At 56.3% G+C, this 19,955-nt stretch carries 19 protein-coding genes; 7 read left to right on the top strand and 12 right to left on the bottom strand.

All coding sequences use genetic code 11. The features are described 5' to 3' along the window. Positions 1-84: 84 nt before the first annotated feature. Both pykF and lpp read left to right on the top strand, forming a co-directional pair. On the top strand, positions 85-1,506 hold the full coding sequence (pykF, locus tag DFO52_RS10885) for a pyruvate kinase PykF (RefSeq protein ID WP_029739779.1): 1,422 nt from the start codon (positions 85-87) through the stop codon (positions 1,504-1,506). Between the two features lie 309 nt (positions 1,507-1,815). Continuing rightward, a complete protein-coding gene (gene lpp / locus DFO52_RS10880; RefSeq protein ID WP_001082307.1) occupies positions 1,816-2,052 on the top strand; it encodes a murein lipoprotein Lpp in 237 nt (78 codons plus the stop codon). Positions 2,053-2,114: 62 nt separating this feature from the next. Here the strand turns inward: lpp and DFO52_RS10875 are convergent, their stop codons facing one another. From DFO52_RS10875 to DFO52_RS10830, 9 genes are all read right to left on the bottom strand, one after another. Next, a complete protein-coding gene (locus DFO52_RS10875) occupies positions 2,115-3,128 on the bottom strand; it encodes a L,D-transpeptidase family protein (RefSeq protein WP_133550364.1) in 1,014 nt (337 codons plus the stop codon). Positions 3,129-3,225: 97 nt separating this feature from the next. Continuing rightward, positions 3,226-3,642 (bottom strand): cysteine desulfuration protein SufE, encoded by a 417-nt coding sequence (gene sufE, locus DFO52_RS10870; protein ID WP_133550363.1) that lies wholly within the window; start codon positions 3,640-3,642, stop codon positions 3,226-3,228. Positions 3,643-3,656: 14 nt separating this feature from the next. Continuing rightward, on the bottom strand, positions 3,657-4,877 hold the full coding sequence (gene sufS / locus DFO52_RS10865; RefSeq protein ID WP_133550362.1) for a cysteine desulfurase SufS: 1,221 nt from the start codon (positions 4,875-4,877) through the stop codon (positions 3,657-3,659). Beyond that, positions 4,874-6,145: a Fe-S cluster assembly protein SufD gene (sufD, locus tag DFO52_RS10860; protein WP_133550361.1), complete on the bottom strand. Its 1,272-nt coding sequence runs from the start codon at positions 6,143-6,145 to the stop codon at positions 4,874-4,876. The genes sufS and sufD overlap by 4 nt, the downstream gene beginning before the upstream one ends. Next, positions 6,120-6,866 carry a Fe-S cluster assembly ATPase SufC gene (gene sufC, locus DFO52_RS10855; RefSeq protein ID WP_014831592.1) on the bottom strand — a complete coding sequence of 249 codons (747 nt, stop codon included), beginning with the start codon at positions 6,864-6,866 and terminating at the stop codon, positions 6,120-6,122. Before sufC ends, sufD begins: the two co-directional genes overlap by 26 nt. A gap of 9 nt (positions 6,867-6,875) precedes the next feature. Further along, a complete protein-coding gene (gene sufB / locus DFO52_RS10850; RefSeq protein ID WP_010430231.1) occupies positions 6,876-8,366 on the bottom strand; it encodes a Fe-S cluster assembly protein SufB in 1,491 nt (496 codons plus the stop codon). Between the two features lie 8 nt (positions 8,367-8,374). Next, the gene (sufA, locus tag DFO52_RS10845) at positions 8,375-8,743 is read right to left on the bottom strand and encodes a Fe-S cluster assembly scaffold SufA (protein WP_008500631.1); all 369 of its coding nucleotides are present in this window, start codon (positions 8,741-8,743) and stop codon (positions 8,375-8,377) included. A gap of 313 nt (positions 8,744-9,056) precedes the next feature. After that, on the bottom strand, positions 9,057-9,785 hold the full coding sequence (locus DFO52_RS10835; RefSeq protein ID WP_133550360.1) for a MerR family transcriptional regulator: 729 nt from the start codon (positions 9,783-9,785) through the stop codon (positions 9,057-9,059). Positions 9,786-9,973: 188 nt separating this feature from the next. After that, positions 9,974-11,194 (bottom strand): diguanylate phosphodiesterase, encoded by a 1,221-nt coding sequence (locus DFO52_RS10830; RefSeq protein ID WP_032657802.1) that lies wholly within the window; start codon positions 11,192-11,194, stop codon positions 9,974-9,976. Between the two features lie 337 nt (positions 11,195-11,531). Between DFO52_RS10830 and ycgZ the strand changes: the two genes are divergently transcribed. From ycgZ to fdhF, 4 genes are all read left to right on the top strand, one after another. Further along, a complete protein-coding gene (ycgZ, locus tag DFO52_RS10825) occupies positions 11,532-11,771 on the top strand; it encodes a regulatory protein YcgZ (RefSeq protein ID WP_029739771.1) in 240 nt (79 codons plus the stop codon). Between the two features lie 4 nt (positions 11,772-11,775). Next, positions 11,776-12,096, top strand: a complete 321-nt coding sequence (locus DFO52_RS10820; RefSeq protein ID WP_029739770.1) for a hypothetical protein — start codon at positions 11,776-11,778, stop codon at positions 12,094-12,096. A gap of 29 nt (positions 12,097-12,125) precedes the next feature. Next, entirely contained in the window at positions 12,126-12,404 is a 279-nt protein-coding gene (locus DFO52_RS10815; RefSeq protein WP_023311323.1) for a biofilm/acid-resistance regulator YmgB/AriR, read from the top strand. A gap of 191 nt (positions 12,405-12,595) precedes the next feature. Further along, on the top strand, positions 12,596-14,746 hold the full coding sequence (gene fdhF, locus DFO52_RS10810) for a formate dehydrogenase subunit alpha (protein ID WP_133550359.1): 2,151 nt from the start codon (positions 12,596-12,598) through the stop codon (positions 14,744-14,746). An 88-nt stretch (positions 14,747-14,834) separates the two neighbouring features. On the opposite strand, the gene DFO52_RS10805 is transcribed toward fdhF, so the two are convergent. The 3 genes from DFO52_RS10805 to DFO52_RS10795 all read right to left on the bottom strand — a co-directional run bounded on the left by DFO52_RS10805 (position 14,835) and on the right by DFO52_RS10795 (position 18,578). Continuing rightward, positions 14,835-15,029: a YdiH family protein gene (locus DFO52_RS10805; RefSeq protein WP_003857766.1), complete on the bottom strand. Its 195-nt coding sequence runs from the start codon at positions 15,027-15,029 to the stop codon at positions 14,835-14,837. An 85-nt stretch (positions 15,030-15,114) separates the two neighbouring features. Continuing rightward, a complete protein-coding gene (gene menI, locus DFO52_RS10800; protein ID WP_133550358.1) occupies positions 15,115-15,525 on the bottom strand; it encodes a 1,4-dihydroxy-2-naphthoyl-CoA hydrolase in 411 nt (136 codons plus the stop codon). Next, entirely contained in the window at positions 15,522-18,578 is a 3,057-nt protein-coding gene (locus DFO52_RS10795) for an FAD-binding and (Fe-S)-binding domain-containing protein (RefSeq protein ID WP_133550357.1), read from the bottom strand. The genes menI and DFO52_RS10795 overlap by 4 nt, the downstream gene beginning before the upstream one ends. Positions 18,579-18,777: 199 nt before the next feature. Here DFO52_RS10795 and ydiK point away from each other — a divergent pair, with 199 nt between their 5' ends. After that, positions 18,778-19,893: an AI-2E family transporter YdiK gene (gene ydiK / locus DFO52_RS10790; protein ID WP_133550356.1), complete on the top strand. Its 1,116-nt coding sequence runs from the start codon at positions 18,778-18,780 to the stop codon at positions 19,891-19,893. The last annotated feature ends 62 nt before the right edge of the window (positions 19,894-19,955 follow it).

Below are 19,955 nucleotides of genomic sequence, written 5' to 3'. Positions count from 1 at the left end.
TTTGCAACACAGGTTTGACTCCGCGGCGGTGCGCCCCCGGAGCGAGATTTCCATATCCTTCCCAACTTAAAGACTAAGACTGTCATGAAAAAGACGAAAATTGTTTGTACTATCGGCCCGAAAACCGAATCTGAAGAGATGCTGACCAAAATGCTGGACGCCGGCATGAACGTGATGCGTCTGAACTTCTCCCACGGTGATTACGCAGAACACGGTCAGCGTATCCAGAACTTGCGCAACGTAATGAGCAAGACCGGTAAAAAAGCGGCCATCCTGCTGGACACCAAAGGTCCAGAAATCCGTACCATCAAACTGGAAGGCGGTAACGACGTCTCTCTGAAAGCGGGCCAGACCTTCACCTTCACCACCGACAAATCCGTTGTCGGCAACAGCGAAATCGTTGCAGTGACCTATGAAGGCTTCACCAACGACCTGTCAGTCGGTAACACCGTGCTGGTAGACGATGGTCTGATCGGTATGGAAGTCACTGCGATCGAAGGCAACAAGGTTATCTGTAAAGTGCTGAACAACGGCGACCTTGGCGAAAACAAAGGCGTTAACCTGCCGGGCGTCTCTATCGCACTGCCAGCACTGGCTGAAAAAGACAAACAGGACCTGATCTTCGGCTGTGAACAAGGCGTTGACTTTGTTGCGGCATCCTTCATCCGTAAGCGTTCTGACGTGGTTGAAATTCGTGAGCACCTGAAAGCGCACGGCGGCGAGAAGATCCAGATCATCTCCAAAATTGAAAACCAGGAAGGCCTGAACAACTTCGACGAAATCCTCGAAGCGTCTGACGGCATCATGGTTGCACGTGGCGACCTGGGCGTAGAAATCCCGGTTGAAGAAGTGATCTTCGCGCAGAAGATGATGATCGAGAAATGTGTTCGCGCGCGCAAAGTGGTTATCACCGCAACGCAGATGCTGGACTCCATGATCAAAAACCCACGCCCAACCCGCGCAGAAGCAGGCGACGTGGCTAACGCCATCCTCGACGGTACTGATGCCGTTATGCTGTCCGGCGAATCCGCAAAAGGTAAATATCCGCTGGAAGCGGTGTCCATCATGGCCACCATCTGCGAACGTACCGACCGCGTAATGAAAAGCCGTCTGGACTACAACAACGACAGCCGCAAGCTGCGCATCACCGAAGCGGTTTGCCGCGGTGCAGTAGAAACGGCTGAGAAGCTGGAAGCACCGCTGATCGTGGTTGCCACCCAGGGCGGTAAATCTGCTCGCGCGGTGCGTAAATACTTCCCGGATGCGACTATCCTGGCGCTGACCACCAACGAAACCACGGCTCGTCAGCTGGTGCTGAGCAAAGGCGTGATCCCTCACCTGGTGAAAGAGATCGCCTCTACGGATGATTTCTACCGTCTGGGTAAAGAAGTGGCGCTGGAGCTGGTTGATCGTGGTCTGGCACAGAAAGGTGACGTTGTGGTCATGGTTTCTGGCGCGCTGGTACCAAGCGGAACTACCAATACCGCATCTGTTCACGTGCTGTAATAATTCCCGAACGAATTAATTTTGATAAAAAGCGCCCTCAGGGCGCTTTTTTTATTCCTGGCATTAGCCAAAGTCATTCAAATTGCAAATCGGGTTTCTCTATTTAATTGCGAATTATCTAAGATGAATCCGATGATAAATGCCTTTTTTTACATAGATTTTTGCTCAAAAAGGGCCGATTCGATGCTTCTTTGAGCGAACGATCAAAAATAGGTGTATTCCCATCAAAAAAATATTCTCAACCCAAAAAACTTTGTGTAATACTTGTAACGCTACATGGAGATTAACTCAATCTAGAGGGTATTAATAATGAATCGTACTAAACTGGTACTGGGCGCGGTAATCCTGGGTTCTACTCTGCTGGCTGGTTGCTCCAGCAACGCTAAAATCGATCAGCTGTCTTCTGACGTTCAGACTCTGAACGCTAAAGTTGACCAGCTGAGCAACGACGTGAACGCAATGCGTTCCGACGTTCAGGCTGCTAAAGACGACGCAGCTCGCGCTAACCAGCGTCTGGACAACCAGGCTACTAAATACCGTAAGTAATAGTACCTGTTAATAAAATGGCGCACATTGTGCGCCATTTTTTTTTTGCCTGCGTTAAACGGCTACTGCGTCACCTTCTCCCCTTCATCTTCCGCTACCACTGCGGACACCCGACTGTTCTGCACCGACAACACGCTATTGCTGGCTGACGGACCGCTACCTGACGACACGATAACCGGGATCCCGGCGCGGCGTGACAGGGCTTTCTCAATCAGCGCCTTATCGCTTCCCGACTGAGAAACAAAGGTCGCAAAGTCTGTGGAATGGGTAATGGGCGAGACCTGCGGGTTTTCTCCCTCAGCCTGCGCCAGCGGGCGGTGGACTTCAATATAGCGTTTACCATCCGGCTCCACGGAGAACTTCACGGGTTCATTGATAATCTGTACCCGCGTGCCAACCCGCACCTGTTCGAACAGGGCTTTAATGTCCGGGGCGTTCATCCGCATACAGCCTGAACTGACCCGCAGGCCTACGCTGTCAGGCGCGCTGGTGCCGTGGATGAGGTATTCCCCGTTGCCTATCCCTAAACGCAGTGCGAAGCGTCCCAGTGGGTTATTTGGCCCGGCAGGCACCACCGGAGGTAATTTAATTCCCTGCTCCAGAGAGCGTGCTCTGATGCCCGGCGTGGGTGTCCAGGTGGGATTCGGGATTTTCTGGCTTACGCGCGTGGTCGTGACCGGCGTTTCCAGCCCCAGCTGTCCGATGCCGAGCGGGAAGACCTGAACGATGTTTTCTCCCGGCGGGAAGTAATAGAGCCGAAGCTCTGCGAGGTTTACCACAATGCCCTCGCGCGGCGTGTCCGGCAGCAGCATCTGCGACGGAATGGTAATGACGGTTCCCGGCGCAGGGTTTACCGGCGCAATGGTATTGTTCGTTTCCAGGATCACCTGCGCAGCGGTATTAAACCGGCGGGCGATGGTCTGCAGCTTATTATCCCCTTCCTGTATCGTGTAGGTTTGATTTTGCCCAATCAGGCGACTGCCTGCGGGCGGCAACGGATAGTCCATCGCGCGGGCCGAATTAAGTGCGCCGAGCGAACTGAGGAGTAATAGAGTTATTAGAGACGCGCGCTTCATGCTGAGATTCCTTATTCACTGACAGGACGCCAGAAAGCTGAAAAACCAGCGAGGCGGGAACCACCTCGCGAAACAGAATGAATGCTGTTCTGTAAGTCTAGCTAAGGATTGCAGCTTTGGCGCGAATAGCGCGAATCATCGCTTCCAGACCCTGGGAACGAGACGGAGTGAGGTGTTGGGTCAGGGCCATTTTTTCAAACCACGGGCGGACATCAAACGCGACAATATCCTGCGCCGACATCCGGTGGTAAAGAATAAAGACGACCGCAATGAGACCTTTTACAATGGCCGCATCGCTGTCGCCGTGCAGTGCTATCGTGCCGTCGTCAGACTGTTCCATCACAATCCACACCTGGCTCTGACAGCCCTGAATAATATTTTCCGGGTTGTTCGCCTCTTCAGCGAGCGGCGGCAGACGCTGCCCCAGCTCGATGATATACAGGTACTTCTCTTCCCAGTTTGCGCAACGCGAGAAGTTGCGCAGCAATTTGTCTCTGTCCGGCAGTTCTGCCATCTTTTGCCTCTCCGTTAGCCCAGCAGCTGGTGAATACGCTTAAGCCCCGACACCAGCCTGTCGACCTCTTCCGTTGTGTTGTACATCACCAGCGACGCGCGGCACATTGCCGGCACCTGGTAAAACGCCATCAGCGGCATGGCGCAGTGGTGCCCGGTACGGACCGCCACGCCGTAGTTATCGAGGAAACTGCCCACGTCATAGGCGTGATGTTTCCCGAGATTGAACGCGATCACCCCTTGCCGGTCGGCAGGCCCGTAGAGGGTCAGATCCGGCACGCTGGCAAGCTCGGCAAGCGCATAGTGCATCAGCAGCTGTTCGTACTCCTGAATGCTATCAAGGCCGATTGCCGAGACATAAGAAACCGCCGCACCCAAACCGATAATCCCGCCGGTGTTGGGCGTACCCGCCTCAAAACGCCACGGCGCGCGCGCGTAGGTGGTGCCTTCCGTCAGGCTTACGGTGGCGATCATCGATCCGCCCCCTTCCCACGGCGGCATCGCCTGCAGGATGTCTTCCTTCACGTAGAGCGCGCCAATCCCGGTCGGCCCATAGAGCTTGTGGCCTGAGAAGACGTAGAAATCGCAGTCCAGCGCCTGAACGTCAACCGCGTGGTGCATTACCGCCTGGGCGCCGTCAATCAGCACCTTCGCGCCGGCCTGATGGGCTTTTTCGACAATCTCTGCCACCGGGTTTTCCGTCCCCAGCACGTTAGAGACCTGGGTGACCGCCACCAGCCGCGTGCGGTCATCAAGCAATGCGTCGAGCTGCTCGAGCTGCAGCGTCCCGTCAACGTTGAGCGGAATGACCCGCAATTGCGCACCAACGCGCTCGCAGAGCATCTGCCACGGCACGATATTGGCGTGGTGCTCCATCTGGGTGATGATAATGTTATCCCCCGCGTGGACCTGCGCGTTGCCCCAGCTGTTAGCCACAAGGTTGATCCCTTCGGTGGTTCCGCGCACGAAGACCAGCTCCTCAGGCGATTTTGCATTGAGGAAGGCGGCAATTTGCGTGCGCACGTTTTCCATACGCTGGGTCGCCTCGGCGCTCAGGGTATGAATACCGCGATGCACGGCGGCGTAGCCGTGGCGATAGAACTCGGCTTCCGCATCCACGACCGGGTTCGGCTTCTGCGCGCTGGCCGCGCTGTCCAGATAGGCCAGAGGAAGACCGTTCACTTCACGGGTCAGAACCAGAAAATCTGCCCGTACTTTCTCGACGGGAAAACTCATGCTTCGCCTCCAGGCAGACGCTGGCCGATACGCGCCAGCACCTGCTGTTTTAACTGACCATCGTTCAGCGCTTCCGTCAGCTCGGCGGCAAACGCATAGATAATCATTTTCTGCGCCGCCTGCTGGTCGATACCGCGGGAACGCAGGTAGAACATCTGCTCGTCGTCGATCCGCCCGACCGTCGCACCGTGGCTGCACTTCACGTCGTCGGCGTAGATCTCCAGCTGCGGTTTGGTGTCCACCTCCGCGAGGCGCCCTAACAACAGATTGTTGTTGGTCATCTGCCCGTCGGTTTTGATGGCGTGCTGCGCCACGTTAATCAGTCCGTTAAACACCGCGCGACCTCTGTCGCTGACGATGGTTTTATGCAGCTGGCGGCTGTTGCAGTAGCCCTTGTTGTGCTCCAGCCAGGTGCGCGTGTCGCACACCTCTGATTTAACCGGCATCGCCAGGCTGTTGATGCGCAGCGTGGTGTTTTCACCGTTAAGCTGCGTGCTGGTGTTGTGGCGCAGCACCGACCCGCCGAGCAGGAAGCTGTGGCTGTAGGCTGCGGCATCTTGCCCAAGTAAAATGTCGTTATGGCCAAAGTGGTGGCTCTGCGGGTTCTCAAACGCCAGCTTGACGTGGTGAAGCTGTGCATTGGCGGCTACGTTCATCGTCAAACGCGAGCCGGTAAAGTGGCGCGTCTCGTTGAGGCTGACGTAATGTTCGATCACCGTGGCCTCCGCCCCCTCCGCCAGCTCAAGATGATGGCGATAGTGCGCGGTGTTGATTTCGTCGCCGTCCAGCCCCTGGGTGATGTGCATCAGCAGCAGCGGTTTTGCCGGACGCAGGTTACGCTTCACGCGGATGTGCGTTACGCTGCGGGCCAGGCTCTCGGTCAGGTGCAGGAACACCTCAGGCTGAACCGGGGCGCTAAGGGGCTGGCGATCGTCGTTTATCTCAATCTCAAATCCGCTCCCCTGAAGGGCGTCGCTCAGCTCCGGACGGAACTCACCGTCGACAAACACCAGGCGCACGGCATCCATGTTTACGGCCAGCGCGTCACGCTGCGCCGGGGTGAGATCCGCCAGGCGGGTCACAAACTCGGCGTTCAGTAGGCCATCAAGCGGGGTGTATTTCCAGTTCTCATGCTTACGCGTCGGCAGGCCGAGACGCAGCATCTGCTGCAGATGCTGCTGCGCCTGCTCAGAGCGCGTGCCGCCCTGGGCTTCAAACAGCCTGTGCCACTGCTGGAGCGCATTACTGCTGTTCGGTAAGCCAGCCATAGCCCTGCTCCTCCAGTTGTTTAACCAGCGTGAAATCACCGGATTTCACAATACGCCCCTGGTAAAGCACGTGGACGTAATCCGGCTTGATGTAGTCCAGAATGCGCTGGTAGTGGGTGACGATAATGAACGAACGCTTGCCGTCGCGCAGAGAGTTCACCCCGTCAGCGACAATCTTCAGGGCGTCGATATCCAGACCGGAGTCGGTCTCATCCAGAATGCACAGCTCGGGCTCCAGCACCGCCATCTGCAGAATGTCGTTACGCTTTTTCTCGCCGCCGGAAAAGCCAACGTTCACCGAACGGGTCAGCAGATCTTCCGGCATTTTCAGCAGCTTGATCTTCTCTTCCATCAGGTCCTGGAAGTCAAAGCGGTCCAGCGCCTCCAGGCCGCGATACTTGCGCACCGCATTCAGCGCCGTCTGCAGGAAAAACTGGTTGCTGACGCCCGGAATTTCGACCGGGTACTGGAAGGCCATGAAGATGCCCTCTCCCGCGCGGTCTTCCGGCGACATCTCCAGCAGATCCTTGCCGTTAAACTCGACCGAGCCGTGGGTTACCTCATAATCTTCGCGCCCCGCCAGCGTCGCAGAAAGCGTACTTTTCCCGGAGCCGTTCGGCCCCATGATGGCGTGAACTTCACCCGGCTTAACGTCAAAATTGAGGCCACGCAGGATGGCTTTGTCTTCTACGCTAACCTGTAAATCTTTAATGCTTAACATGTGCTTTCCTTAACCGACGCTGTGTTCAAGACTAATGGCGAGGAGTTTCTGGGCTTCAACGGCAAATTCCAGCGGCAGTTCAGAGAACACGTCCTTACAGAAGCCATTGACGATCATTGAGATGGCGTCTTCTTCGCTGATCCCGCGCTGCAGGCAGTAGAAGAGCTGATCTTCCCCAATCCGCGACGTCGTCGCCTCATGCTCAAGCTGGGCCGTGTTGTTACGGCACTCGACGTACGGGAAGGTATGCGCCCCGCAGTCTGCGCCAATCAGCATCGAGTCACACTGGGTAAAGTTACGCGCGTTGGTGGCCGTCGGCATGATTTTCACCAGCCCGCGATAGCTGTTCTGGCTATGCCCGGCAGAGATCCCTTTCGAGATGATGGTCGATTTGGTGTTTTTACCAATGTGGATCATCTTGGTGCCGGTATCGGCCTGCTGATGGCCGCTGGTCAGCGCCACCGAGTAAAACTCGCCGATAGAGTTATCCCCGCGCAGGATGCAGCTCGGGTATTTCCAGGTGATGGCCGAGCCGGTTTCGGACTGTGTCCACGACATCTTGCTGTTTTCGCCTTCGCACAGCGCGCGCTTGGTGACGAAGTTCAGGATACCGCCGGTATTGCCGTCACCCGGGAACCAGTTTTGCACCGTGGAGTATTTCACCTCGGCATCCTTGTGGATGATGACCTCCACTACCGCCGCGTGCAGCTGATAGCTGTCGCGGACCGGGGCGGAACACCCTTCGATGTAGCTGACGTAGCTGCCTTCATCCGCGACCAGAATCGTGCGTTCGAACTGGCCTGTTTTTTCGGCATTGATGCGGAAATAGGTGGAAAGCTCCATCGGACAGCGCACGCCTTTTGGCACATAGATAAAGGTGCCGTCAGAGGCTACCGCCGCGTTGAGCGCCGCAAAGAAGTTGTCGTTAGAGGGCACCACGGTCCCAATGTACTTTTTCACCAGTTCCGGATGATCGTGAATCGCTTCGCCGAAGGAGCAGAAAATGATCCCCTGCTCTGCCAGCTTCTCGCGGTAGGTGGTCGCCACCGAGACGGAGTCGAAAATGGCGTCCACCGCCACCTCTCTCCCTTCACGCACGGGCACGCCAAGCTGGTTAAAGGCTTCTTCCACTTCTTTGCTGAGGAAGCTGTTCTCCGCACCGGTTTGCTGCACCGCGCCGGGCTGCGAGGCGCAGGTGTCGTCACAGCTGCCGCAGGACGGTGCAGAGTAGTAGCTGTAATCCTGATAGTTCAGCTTGTCATAATGCGCTTTCAGCCAGTGCGGCTCTTCCATCTCCAGCCAGGCGCGGAAGGCGCTCAGGCGGAACTCCAGCATCCACTCCGGCTCGTTACGTTTCGCCGAGATCGCCCGCACGACATCTTCGTTAATGCCTTTCGCCAGCTCATCGGTCTGCAGCTGGGTGAAGAACCCCTCTTTATAGTTGAGGTGCCCACCGCTCCAGGTATTTACATCACTCGTTGCTTCAGTATTACGAGACATAGTTCCGCCTATACCCCAAAGCTTTCGCCGCAGCCGCATTCGTTCTGGGCTTTCGGGTTATGAAATTTGAATAACTGGTTTAAGCCTTCGCGGACGTAGTCCACTTCGGTACCGTCAATAAACGGCATGGCCTGCAGCGCGACGTACAGTTTCGCGCCGTCCGTCTCGAACACCAGGTCATCTTTCTCGGGCTCGGTGACGGTATCGAGCACGTAGCCGAAACCCGCGCAGCCGGTCTGTTTGACGCCCAAACGTACGCCGAGGATCTCGGGCTTTTTCGCCACCAGCTCGTGAATATGTGCCGCCGCCGCTGGCGTGAGCGTTAAGCCGCGCCAGGCAAAATCGGCAGGATTAAAGGTTTCTGAATGCAGTTCCATAGGTCCACCTCATCTGATAAGCCATCAGGGCATAACACCATGTTAGTGATAACGATTATCACTTCAACCCTCTGTCAGCAGGGGCATTCGGCTAAACCGCCCTTTTTGCCTACTTTTATTAAGCATAGACCCTGTGAGAGGATGCAGTCAGGATGGATGTATTTGTTCAATGCATTGATTAATAATGCATTTCATCGCGGCATTTATGACGGGGAAGAGAAAAGTAAAATATGCATCGGAAATGCCTATTTTTGAGATAGCTTTTGCTCAGAAAATGACTAAAACAAAAAAAGGCCCTCTGGGCCTCTGACGATCAGTGATGAAATGAGACAGCAAACCCCTGTTCACGCCAGTGATCGAGCTGTTCCTGTTGGCGAGGCGTTGGGGATTTCCCCGTCCATACGAAGATTTTTTGCCCAGGAAACAGTTCAGGGCGCGGCGAATCAATGGGTTCCGCAAGGACGTCAATGTGCCAGCCCTTCTGCGATAAGCGCGCGGCTTCCAGCCACAGGTGGGTGCGGTCATCGCATTCCCAGCCTATCAGCAGCGCGTCTTTACCGATTTTTTTGCGGGATTCCGCCAGGCTTGCAATGGCGAATTCGATCAGTACGCCGTCAAACAGGCTCGCCATGTGGCGCACGGTGTTTTGGTCCTGGTTCATGCGCTGACGAACGGGAGAGATAATATTGTCAATCAGCGCGTCTATCGCGTGATCGCGGCGGAGTTCGCCCATTTTGGCGCGCAGCTTTGCCGGGCTGGCGTAACGCAGAACGGTCATCATCTCTTCCTGGAACGAAACCCAGTTGCCCTGAGTCAACACTTCTTTGTTTTCCAGCAAAGCTTTGACTTTTCCGACCGAGACGCCGCTTTTCATCAGGCGCTTGATCTCTTCAATGCGCAGGATATCTTCATCGTCAAACTGACGATGACCCCCTTCGCTGCGCTGCGGCTTCAACAATCCATAGCGGCGCTGCCAGGCACGCAGCGTAACGGGGTTGATACCGCATCGTTCGGCCACTTCGCCGATACTGTAATAGGCCATTAACTCCCTCACGCTCAGAACTTCCATACCTAACTGCACCAACCTTATCAGATTGTACACACCATTTGTATAACTAAGACCGCATTTTGAATGGGTGAACGGGGTTCTTTCCCATCCACCTGTTAATACATTGTTGTATAAAATTTACCATTCGTACAGTTAACTCTGCCGGAATGTGTACAGCTTTATCAGAAGTCGAACTTTTTCTCCGGCCACGCAATCGCGGGAATACCGCCGTGTCGCGGGCTGGCAAAAAGATGTCCCTGGAACTGGGAAATCCCCGCGGACTCCAGCCACATCCACTCTTCAGCCTTCTCTACCCCTACCGCGCAGAACTGGATCTCAAGCGAGGAACAGCATTTGATAATCGCCTGAATAATGGCCTGCCGGGGGCCACTTTTATGCACGTTCGCGACCAGATCGCGATTAATCTTAATTCTGTCCGGCTGGAACTGCGCCAGCAGCTGCAGACCGGCAAAACCGGCGCCAAAGTGATCGATCGTCACGCTGATACCCGCGCTTTTTAACTGCCTGACCGAATCCGTGAATTCATCAAAACGGGAAATGGCTTCGCTCTCGGTGAACTCCACCACAATTTGCTCGGGGACAAACCCATTGGCTTCAATCGCGGTGAGCAGGAAATCCACGGCGTTGGGAATGTTGACCAGCGTCATGGGCCGCAGGTTGAGGGATAACGTCTGGTCCTGGAGCCCCAGCGCGCTGGCCATGGACAGCGCCACCTGCTTGCTGTGTAGATCAGAGGCGTACACCTCGTCACGCGGCAAATTGGCAAAGTAATCTCCCGGAGCGCCGCCGTCAGGCGTGCGGAGAAGCGCCTCCCAGGAGACGACCTGCTGCATAAACGGATCGACTATCGGCTGGAACGCAAAGCTGCAATCCGCCCCTTTTGCGACCACCTCGGGCTGCGCGGACAGGCGCGTTTCTTCGCGAACGAACTCCCAGGAATCCGCAGGCGGCAGTTCAAAATAGTTCGCTTTTTCCGTGGCCTCGACAAAGGTGCGGAAAAACTGCAGCGGGCGGTCGTTATACGTCAGCTGATAGCGTGTCGTCCCCCTGTTGAGCACCTGCTGCAGCACTTCGTCCCTGTCGAAGTGGCGCAAATCAAAAAGCTCCATGCCCACGTTGCCAAAACGCCGGACAGGTCCGTGATCGCGCATCAGCTCCACCACGTTATGGTGGCGCGGGTCGTTGCAGATCTGCTCATAGATAGCAGAGACGTGTTCCACTGGCCCTTCAAGCAGCTGAAAAAAATGTGTGCCGTTAAACAGCAGGATCCCCGTGACGTTGGATTGCCGGTTTTTACTATTTGCTGCAGCGACCATGGCTTCCAGCGCTTTCACTGGAACGTCCTCGCAGATATGGCTGCGGTAAATGATGGTTGTGAGCATGCGATTCCTGGGGTTTGGGTTTTGGCCACAAAAAAGGTGGATAAGTAACATTTATAGCACATTCATTGCCTGACAAATAATTTACATCTCAATCATTTACGGCAGTTAATGAAACATTTTTCTGCGCTGTACAACTTACCAGTGTCAGACCTTTTTGTACAATATATCCTGTAACATTACCGGTTCATGACAACCAAACAACATATTGAAAATAAAGCATTTTATAAAATATATCATAAAAATATTAAAAATCTGTACATTTTATATGTACAGATTTAGGAATTGTGTATACCTTAATTGTAACGTTAGTGATTACAAAATTTTACAGGAGCGAAACATGCAGCAGAAAGGTTACGCCACAGATTCCGCAGCAGCGATCGCACAGTACTTCGAAAAGGCTGCGCTTCCCACCCAGCAGGAGACGCTGGGCCAGGTGGTTGTCGAAATCCTAAGCGACGGGCGAAACCTGAATCGCAAATCGCTCTGTACCAAACTGCTCAGCCGCCTCGAAAGGGCGGATGGTCCGGAAGAGGAAGAGCATTACCACATGCTGCTTGGTCTGCTCTTCGAACGGTAACGTGATGAATAGCAGTGACGCAGACCGACTGATCGACACGCTTATCGGTGAAGCCGTTCTCTCTCTTCTGAAAGAGCGGGGGCCAGTGACAACCGAAGGATTGCTGCAGCGTCTGCGGGTCATGAAAGAACATGAAAAGGATCCCCGGCGGCGGGAGACACTTGCGGTGGTGATTGCCGAGATCGGCTCAAACAGCATCGCCTTTAAACGTCGCAGAACCGCGCAAGGACGAACGAACAGAGAGGGACCTCTCAACGATAACAGAGACAATGTAGTGCCTTTATTTGGAAGTGGAAAACCGTCCGACCCCAAAAAAATACATTGACTGCAATTTAACAGCTACGGTGAGAACAAATGAGACAAAATATTCAGCTTCAACCCGAATACCACTCTGCTTTTTTAGACAGTGCGCTGTCGGAATATTTCCGTCACGCAGGCGATCGTTTTGCTGAAGAGTCCGCTGTTTTTTCTACTGCAGTACGCTGTGTTCTGGCCTCCGAAGGCCATCTGTCCAACAAAGCGATAATCCTCTGGCTCATTCAGACGCTGGAAGCGACCCACGATGTTGTCCAGGCGGATGTGATTCGCAAGACGCTGGAAATTGTCGTGGGCTACACCATGGACGACCTGTAATTTCACGGCCACTCATCCTGCTTTCGTGTCATCGTCAAAAATGACGAACAGCCTGACGATGACACGCGCCTTCCCCGCTTGACACCCTGTTAAACCAGCAAAGCCAACCTGGCACGGTTCCTGCTTACCTCTGCTTACGGGACTGGGTTTTCCAGTCAACTTTGCTTCATTTCTTAACAGGTCTGTTATTGATGAAAAAGATCGCCAGCGTCTGCCCCTACTGCGGTGCAGGCTGTAAATTAAACCTTGTCGTTGAAAATAACCGTATCATCCGTGCCGAAGCCGCAGAAGGCGTCACAAACCAGGGCACCCTGTGTCTGAAAGGCTTTTACGGCTGGGACTTCCTCAACGATACCCGTCTGCTCACCCCGCGCCTGACCCAGCCGATGATCCGCTACCGCAAAGGCGAGGCATTCACTCCCGTTACCTGGGAAGAGGCTATCCGCTACACCGCCCACAGGCTCAGCAGCATTAAAGCGCAGCACGGGCCGCGGTCGATCATGACCACCGGTTCCTCTCGCGGAACCGGCAATGAAACAAACTATGTGATGCAAAAATTTGCCCGCGCGGTGCTGAACACCAACAACGTGGACTGCTGCGCGCGCGTCTGTCACGGCCCTTCCGTAGCCGGTTTACAGGAAACGCTCGGCAACGGCGCGATGAGCAACTCAATCAACGATATTGAAAACTCAAAATGCCTGCTGGTGTTTGGCTATAACTGCGCGGACTCCCACCCTATCGTCGCCCGGCGCGTGCTGAAAGCGCGGGAAAACGGCGCAAAAATCATCGTCTGCGATCCGCGGCGCATTGAAACGGCGCGCATCGCCGATCAGCATCTGCAGCTGAAAAACGGCAGCAACATGGCGCTGGTGAACGCCTTTGGCTACGTGCTGCTGGAAGAGGAGCTCTACGACAAAAGCTACGTGGCGCGCTTTACCGAGGGTCTTGAGGCCTATCGCCAGACGGTGAAAGACTATGCGCCGGAGAAGGTTGAGCATCTTACCGGCATTCCCGCCCGCGACGTTCGCCAGGCAATGCGTACCTTCGCGGCGGCCCCTTCCGCCACCGTGATGTGGGGGATGGGCGTGACCCAGTTTGGTCAGGCCGTGGATGTAGTCAAAGGGCTTTCCAGCCTGGCGCTGCTGACCGGCAACCTCGGCCGCCCTGCCGTCGGCGTCGGTCCCGTGCGCGGGCAAAACAACGTTCAGGGCGCCTGCGATATGGGCGTTCTGCCGAATATGTTCCCGGGCTATCAGGATGTGACCGACCCGGCGGTCAGGCAGAAGTTTGCCGATGCATGGGGAATTGACGTCAATAAAATGGACGATCGGGTCGGGACGCGCATTACCGAGGTGCCCCATCTGGCGCTGGAAGGCAAGGTCAAGGCCTACTACATCATGGGGGAAGATCCGCTTCAGACCGAAGCCGATCTCGGTCTCGTTCGCAGCGGTTTTGAGGCGCTCGACTTTGTCGTGGTTCAGGACATCTTTATGACCAAAACGGCAGAAGTGGCGGACGTCCTGCTTCCTGCCACCTCCTGGGGTGAACACGGCGGCGTCTTTACCTGTGCCGATCGCGGGTTCCAGCGTTTCGGCAAAGCCATTGAGGCCAGCGGCAACGTGAAGCGCGACTGGGAAATCATCAGCCTGCTCGCCACCGAGATGGGCTACCCGATGCATTATGACTCTAACCAGCAGATCTGGGATGAGATGCGCGAGCTGTGCCCTCTCTTCTACGGCGTGACGTATGAAAAAATGGGCGAGATGGGCCACGTGCAGTGGCCGTGCCCGACGCTGGATCATCCGGGAACGCCGTACCTGTACAAAGACAATCAGTTCGACACCCCAACCGGTAAAGGCCAGCTCTTTGCCGCACCGTGGCGCGCACCGGCGGAAACTCCGGACGCAGATTTCCCGCTGGTGCTGTGTACGGTACGTGAAGTGGGGCACTACTCCTGCCGCTCGATGACCGGGAACTGCGCCGCGCTGCAAAGCCTGGCCGATGAGCCGGGCCGGGTGCAAATGAACCCTGCCGATGCGGAAAATCTGGGCATCAGGGAAGGTCAGCTGGTCTGGGTGCGCTCGCGTCGCGGCAAAGTGATTACCCGCGCCAGCATCAGCGAGCGTATCAACGCCGGGGCCGTCTATATGACCTATCAATGGTGGATTGGCGCCTGCAACGAGCTGACCCAAGATAATCTCGATCCCATCTCCAAAACGCCGGAAACGAAGTACTGCGCGGTGCAGCTGGAGGCGATTGAGGACCAGCGCTGGGCGGAGGATTTTGCGGCGTCGGCGTATCAGTCCATGAAGTCGCGGCTGATCAACGCCGTCAATGTTTGAGGACAATGCCGGGTGGCGTCACCGCCGCCCGATACTGAATTTCAGACACAAAAAAGGCCGCACTCGCGGCCCTTTTATTCTCATGTACTCAATGGACGTGAACGCCCAACCGCCAGGCAAAGTAGATCTCTTCTTTCAGTTCATTCGAAGAGAGCGCCAGCAAATCTGTAAATTCCAGCTCAAGCTGTTTCAGCTTTTTCAGGTACTGCGCCGGAGACAGGTTGCTCTTATCGCGACGTAAATATTCAATTGCCAGCTGTGTTGGGGTTATTTCAGTATCCATGATGTCCTCGCTTATGTACAAAACCTGACCAGTATATCACAACGCGCAGGCTAGTTTTTGACCAAAGGCAAAACATCTGAAAACTTTACACAACCGCCGTGGTCAGCCGCGACGAGCAGCATAGGCGATCCTGCTCATCGAGAATATCTATTTGCCACACCTGATGGCGGCTTCCGGCGTGCAGCGCGCGGCAAACACCGCGCACGCGCCCGCTGCGCACCGAGCGAATGTGGTTAGCGTTCACCTCGAGCCCGACAACCTTCTGCTCCCCTTCGGTACAGAGATACCCCGCCACCGAGCCCAGCGTTTCGGCCAGCACGACGGAGGCACCGCCGTGCAATAAACCAAACGGCTGGTGGGTGCGACTGTCGACGGGCATGGTGGCCTCAATCTCATCGTCGCCAATTCGGATGAACTGGATATCCAGCAGCCCCACCATATTCCCCTCGCCCATGGCGTTTAGCGCCTGCAGCGTCACGACACGTTTCCAGATCATCCAATTATCTCCAGTAAAGCCTGCAATGGGTGACGTACGCCGTTACCCTCTACCCGTTTTACCTGGCTGCGGCAGGAGTAACCCGTCGCCAGGCAGCGGTTTCGCGGCAAACGCTGCATCGCCTGATGCCAGGACAGCTCATAGATGCCGAGCGAGTTGGCGTGGTTTTTCACTTCGTGTCCGTAGGTTCCGGCCATCCCGCAGCAGCCTACGTTGACGCTCTCCAGCTTCGCACCAAAGCGGGCAAAAACGGACGCCCACTGCGCGGGGGCACCCGGCAGCGCGGTCACTTCCGTGCAGTGACCGAACAGATACCAGGGTTCACCGCTGACATCCTGAACAGCCTTATCTTCCAGCACTATCGGCAGCCACTCGTGCACCAGCATCACGTTGAAATCGCCGCGCTTATCGCCCAGCGTCTGCTTGTATTCATCGCGATAGCAAAGCACCAGCGCCGGATCGACGCCGACCATCGGTATCCCGAGCTGCGCCACGCGATTCAGGAAGTCAGACGTTTTCTGCGCGGTCTTCGCAAAGCGGTTCAGGAAACCCTTAATGTGCTGCGCCTTGCCGTTGGGAGAGAACGGCAGAACCACCGGCTGGTAGCCCACTTTCTCCGCCAGACGCACGAAATCGGCCACGACCTGCGCATCGTAGTAGCTGGTGAACGGATCCTGCACCACCAGCACTACATTCGCTTTTTGCTCCGGAGCGAGCGCCTCCAGCTGTTCCAGGGTCATGTTTGCCGAACGGTGGCCAACAAGCTGGCGCTGCAGAGACGGGACCGACAGCAGCGGCAGATCGACCATGCCGATGTGTTTTTCGGAGAGCCTGCGCACGAGCGGCTGGTTGATAAAGAAGTTGAAGGTCTTTGGCGCTCGCGCCATCAGCGGCGCGTAGCTTTCCACCGTCGCCACCAGATGGTCGCGCACCGGGCGGAGGTATCGGGTGTGATAAAGCTGCAGGAAACGCGAGCGGAATTCCGGCACGTCGATTTTAATCGGGCACTGGGTGGAGCAGGCTTTACAGGCCAGACAGCCGGACATCGCCTCTTTCACCTCATGGGAGAAATCATACTCGCCCTTGTTGGCATGCCAGCTGTTGCGGGTGCGCTCAATCAGCGAGCGCAGGCTGGCCCGTTTTTCCGGCAGCTCCTGCTCCAGCTTGAGCGGATCCACCCCGCGGTCGGCCAGCAGACGCAGCCACTCGCGCACCAGCGTCGCCCGCCCTTTTGGCGAGTGGATACGGTTGCTGGTGATTTTCATCGACGGGCACATCGGGCTTTTCACATCAAAGTTAAAGCACAGGCCGTTGCCGTTGCACTCCATCGCGCCGCGCCAGGACGAGCGCACCGCAATCGGGATCTGCCTGTCGTACGTGCCGCGCTTGACGGCATCCACCTGCAGCATCGGGGCATCAACACCCTCAGGCGGGCAGATTTTACCCGGGTTGAGGCGGTTATGCGGGTCGAAAGCCGCTTTCACCTTACGCAACTCCGCGTAAAGCTGTTCGCCGAAGAATGCCGGGCTGTACTCCGCGCGGAACCCTTTCCCGTGCTCTCCCCACAGCAGACCGCCGTATTTGGCGGTTAAGGCCACCACGTCGTCGGAGATCTGCTTCATCAGGATCTCCTGCTGCGGGTCGCACATGTCCAGCGCCGGACGCACGTGGAGTACCCCGGCATCGACGTGGCCGAACATGCCGTAGCTCAGGCCGTGGCTGTCCAGCAGGGCGCGGAACTCAACGATATAATCCGCCAGATGCTCGGGCGGCACGCAGGTATCTTCGGCAAAGGGAATGGGCTTCGCCGCCCCTTTCGCATTGCCGAGCAGGCCCACGGCTTTTTTACGCATCCCATAGATACGCTCAATCCCGGCCAGATCGTTACAGAGCTGCCAGCCGATCACGCCGCCTTCCCCCTGCGCAATCAGCTCATCCAGACGCTGGCAGAGCGTGGTAACCTGGCGCTCAATCAGCTCCGCATCATCGCCGGCAAATTCCACGATGTTGAGACCGAGCATCTCTTTGTCCGGCACGTCGGTAATGAGGTCACTCACGGAGTGCCAGACAATATCTTCCCGGGCCAGATTGAGCACCTTAGAGTCGACGGTCTCCACCGACAGCGCCTGCGCTTGCACCATAAACGGCGCATTGCGCAGCGCGGAGTCGAAGGAGTCATATTTGACGTTCACCAGACGGCGCACTTTCGGCAACCGGGTGATATCCAGCCGCGCTTCGGTAATAAACGCCAGCGTTCCCTCGGAGCCGGTCAGCACGCGGGTTAAATCAAACTGGGTCAGGTCATCGTTAAAGACGTGACGCAGATCGTACCCGGTCAGGAAGCGGTTCAGCTTGGGGAATTTATCGAGAATGAGCTGGCGGTTGTCGCGGCAGCGTTCCAGCACGGTGCGATAGATGCGCCCGCTGGCAGTGTTGTCTTTGCCCAGCGTTTCCGCCAGTTCGACCGGCATCGGCTGGGTGTCGAGGATATCGCCGCCCAGCAGCACCGCACGCACGCCCAGCACGTGATCGGAGGTTTTACCGTAGACCAGCGAGCCCTGCCCGGAGGCATCCGTGTTAATCATCCCGCCAAGGGTCGCGCGGTTGCTGGTGGAGAGCTCAGGGGCAAAAAAGTAGCCGTACGGCTTGAGATACTGATTAAGCTGATCTTTGATGACGCCCGCTTCGACCCGCACCCATCCCTCTTCCGGGTTGATCTCAATGATGCGGTTCATATAGCGTGACATATCAACAATGATGCCCTGGTTCAGCGCCTGACCGTTGGTCCCGGTGCCGCCGCCGCGCGGCGTAAAGACCAGCGAGGCAAACCGCTCCTGCGTGGCCAGCCGGGCGATAAGCGCGACGTCGGCCGTTGAACGGGGGAAAACCACGGCATCGGGAAGAAGCTGGTAGATACTGTTATCGGTCGCCATCGTCAGCCTGTCGGCATAGTTCGTGGCGGTATCACCTGTAAAACCCTGTTGCTCCAGTGCTTGCAAAAAATTAAGCACCAGCTGAACGACGCCAGGTGCCTGAGAAATCTGTGGGATCATAACCGTCGACCCTAATTAGAGTTGTATGAAATCGTTTGCGTGTATCTTAAAAGTTTTATCACATTTTTTTCTTATAATCTCTGCTGAATTACAGGCAGAATTCGCCTGTTAAAAACCGCTGAGATCATTAATGATTAAAGAGACGCGGTTTTCCGTTCCCGCCAGTGGTACTGGCGTTCTTTTAAGGAAAGTTTCATTTATGGTCAATCTTCGCCAGCCCAGGGATGTTGCGCAAATTTTGCTGTCGGTGCTGTTTCTGGCCCTCATGATTATTGCGTGTCTGTGGATTGTTCAACCCTTTATTCTCGGCTTTGCGTGGGCTGCGACCGTTGTCGTCGCCACGTGGCCTTTGCTGCTGCGCCTGCAGAAGCTGCTGTTTGGCCGTCGCGGGCTCGCCGTGCTGGTCATGACGCTCCTGCTGTTCCTGCTGTTTATTATTCCTATTGCCCTGCTGGTGAATAGCCTGGTGGATTCCAGTGGTCCGGTTATTCGCGCCATTAGCAGCGGCGACCTGACGCTGCCGGATCTCGCCTGGCTGAACAGCATTCCGCTGGTGGGCTCAAAACTCTACAGCGGCTGGCATAGCCTGCTGGAGATGGGCGGCAGCGCGCTGATGGCAAAAGTCCGCCCGTACATTGGCACCACCACCACCTGGTTTGTCGGTCAGGCGGCGCATATCGGCCGCTTTATGATGCATTGTACCCTGATGCTGCTCTTCAGCGCCCTGCTCTACTGGCGCGGCGAGCAGGTGGCTTTAGGCGTTCGTCACTTTGCCACCCGCCTGGCGGGCAAACGCGGTGACGCGGCGGTACTGCTGGCTGCGCAGGCCGTACGCGCGGTTGCGCTGGGCGTGGTGGTCACCGCGCTGGTGCAGGCGGTGCTGGGCGGGATCGGTCTTGCGATTTCCGGCGTACCGTACGCCACCGTGTTCACCGTTGTCATGCTGATGACCTGTCTTGCGCAACTGGGACCGCTGCTGGTGCTGGTCCCCTGCATCATCTGGCTCTACTGGACGGGCGATACCACGTGGGGAACGGTGCTGCTGGTCTGGAGCTGCGTGGTCGGCACCATGGATAACGTCATTCGTCCGATCCTCATCCGCATGGGCGCAGACCTGCCGCTGATCCTGATCCTCTCCGGGGTCATTGGCGGATTGATTGCCTTTGGCATGATTGGCCTGTTTATTGGCCCGGTGCTGCTCGCCGTCACCTGGCGTCTGTTCTCTGCCTGGGTGCATGAAATTCCGCCGCCGGGAACTGACCCGGACGTCATTTTGAGCGAACTGGAAGAGCTGGAAGAGAAGAACACGCATTAAGTTTTTTTGCCGGGTGGCGCTAACGCTTACCCGGCCTACATTTCTCCTCACGATACTTTAAT

Origin of the sequence: Enterobacter sp. AG326, assembly GCF_004362415.1 — a bacterium.
GTDB lineage: Bacteria > Pseudomonadota > Gammaproteobacteria > Enterobacterales > Enterobacteriaceae > Enterobacter > Enterobacter asburiae.
Note: the sequence above shows the minus strand (reverse complement) of the source record. Positions and strands in the feature narration are given on the sequence as shown.

Bases quoted from the DNA above. Each gene is read 5' to 3' on its own strand.
- pykF (WP_029739779.1), top strand. From the start codon at position 85: ATGAAAAAGACGAAAATTGTTTGTACTATCGGCCCGAAAACCGAATCT.
- lpp (WP_001082307.1), top strand. From the start codon at position 1,816: ATGAATCGTACTAAACTGGTACTGGGCGCGGTAATCCTGGGTTCTACT.
- DFO52_RS10875 (WP_133550364.1), bottom strand. From the start codon at position 3,128: ATGAAGCGCGCGTCTCTAATAACTCTATTACTCCTCAGTTCGCTCGGC.
- sufE (WP_133550363.1), bottom strand. From the start codon at position 3,642: ATGGCAGAACTGCCGGACAGAGACAAATTGCTGCGCAACTTCTCGCGT.
- sufS (WP_133550362.1), bottom strand. From the start codon at position 4,877: ATGAGTTTTCCCGTCGAGAAAGTACGGGCAGATTTTCTGGTTCTGACC.
- sufD (WP_133550361.1), bottom strand. From the start codon at position 6,145: ATGGCTGGCTTACCGAACAGCAGTAATGCGCTCCAGCAGTGGCACAGG.
- sufC (WP_014831592.1), bottom strand. From the start codon at position 6,866: ATGTTAAGCATTAAAGATTTACAGGTTAGCGTAGAAGACAAAGCCATC.
- sufB (WP_010430231.1), bottom strand. From the start codon at position 8,366: ATGTCTCGTAATACTGAAGCAACGAGTGATGTAAATACCTGGAGCGGT.
- sufA (WP_008500631.1), bottom strand. From the start codon at position 8,743: ATGGAACTGCATTCAGAAACCTTTAATCCTGCCGATTTTGCCTGGCGC.
- DFO52_RS10835 (WP_133550360.1), bottom strand. From the start codon at position 9,785: ATGGCCTATTACAGTATCGGCGAAGTGGCCGAACGATGCGGTATCAAC.
- DFO52_RS10830 (WP_032657802.1), bottom strand. From the start codon at position 11,194: ATGCTCACAACCATCATTTACCGCAGCCATATCTGCGAGGACGTTCCA.
- ycgZ (WP_029739771.1), top strand. From the start codon at position 11,532: ATGCAGCAGAAAGGTTACGCCACAGATTCCGCAGCAGCGATCGCACAG.
- DFO52_RS10820 (WP_029739770.1), top strand. From the start codon at position 11,776: ATGAATAGCAGTGACGCAGACCGACTGATCGACACGCTTATCGGTGAA.
- DFO52_RS10815 (WP_023311323.1), top strand. From the start codon at position 12,126: ATGAGACAAAATATTCAGCTTCAACCCGAATACCACTCTGCTTTTTTA.
- fdhF (WP_133550359.1), top strand. From the start codon at position 12,596: ATGAAAAAGATCGCCAGCGTCTGCCCCTACTGCGGTGCAGGCTGTAAA.
- DFO52_RS10805 (WP_003857766.1), bottom strand. From the start codon at position 15,029: ATGGATACTGAAATAACCCCAACACAGCTGGCAATTGAATATTTACGT.
- menI (WP_133550358.1), bottom strand. From the start codon at position 15,525: ATGATCTGGAAACGTGTCGTGACGCTGCAGGCGCTAAACGCCATGGGC.
- DFO52_RS10795 (WP_133550357.1), bottom strand. From the start codon at position 18,578: ATGATCCCACAGATTTCTCAGGCACCTGGCGTCGTTCAGCTGGTGCTT.
- ydiK (WP_133550356.1), top strand. From the start codon at position 18,778: ATGGTCAATCTTCGCCAGCCCAGGGATGTTGCGCAAATTTTGCTGTCG.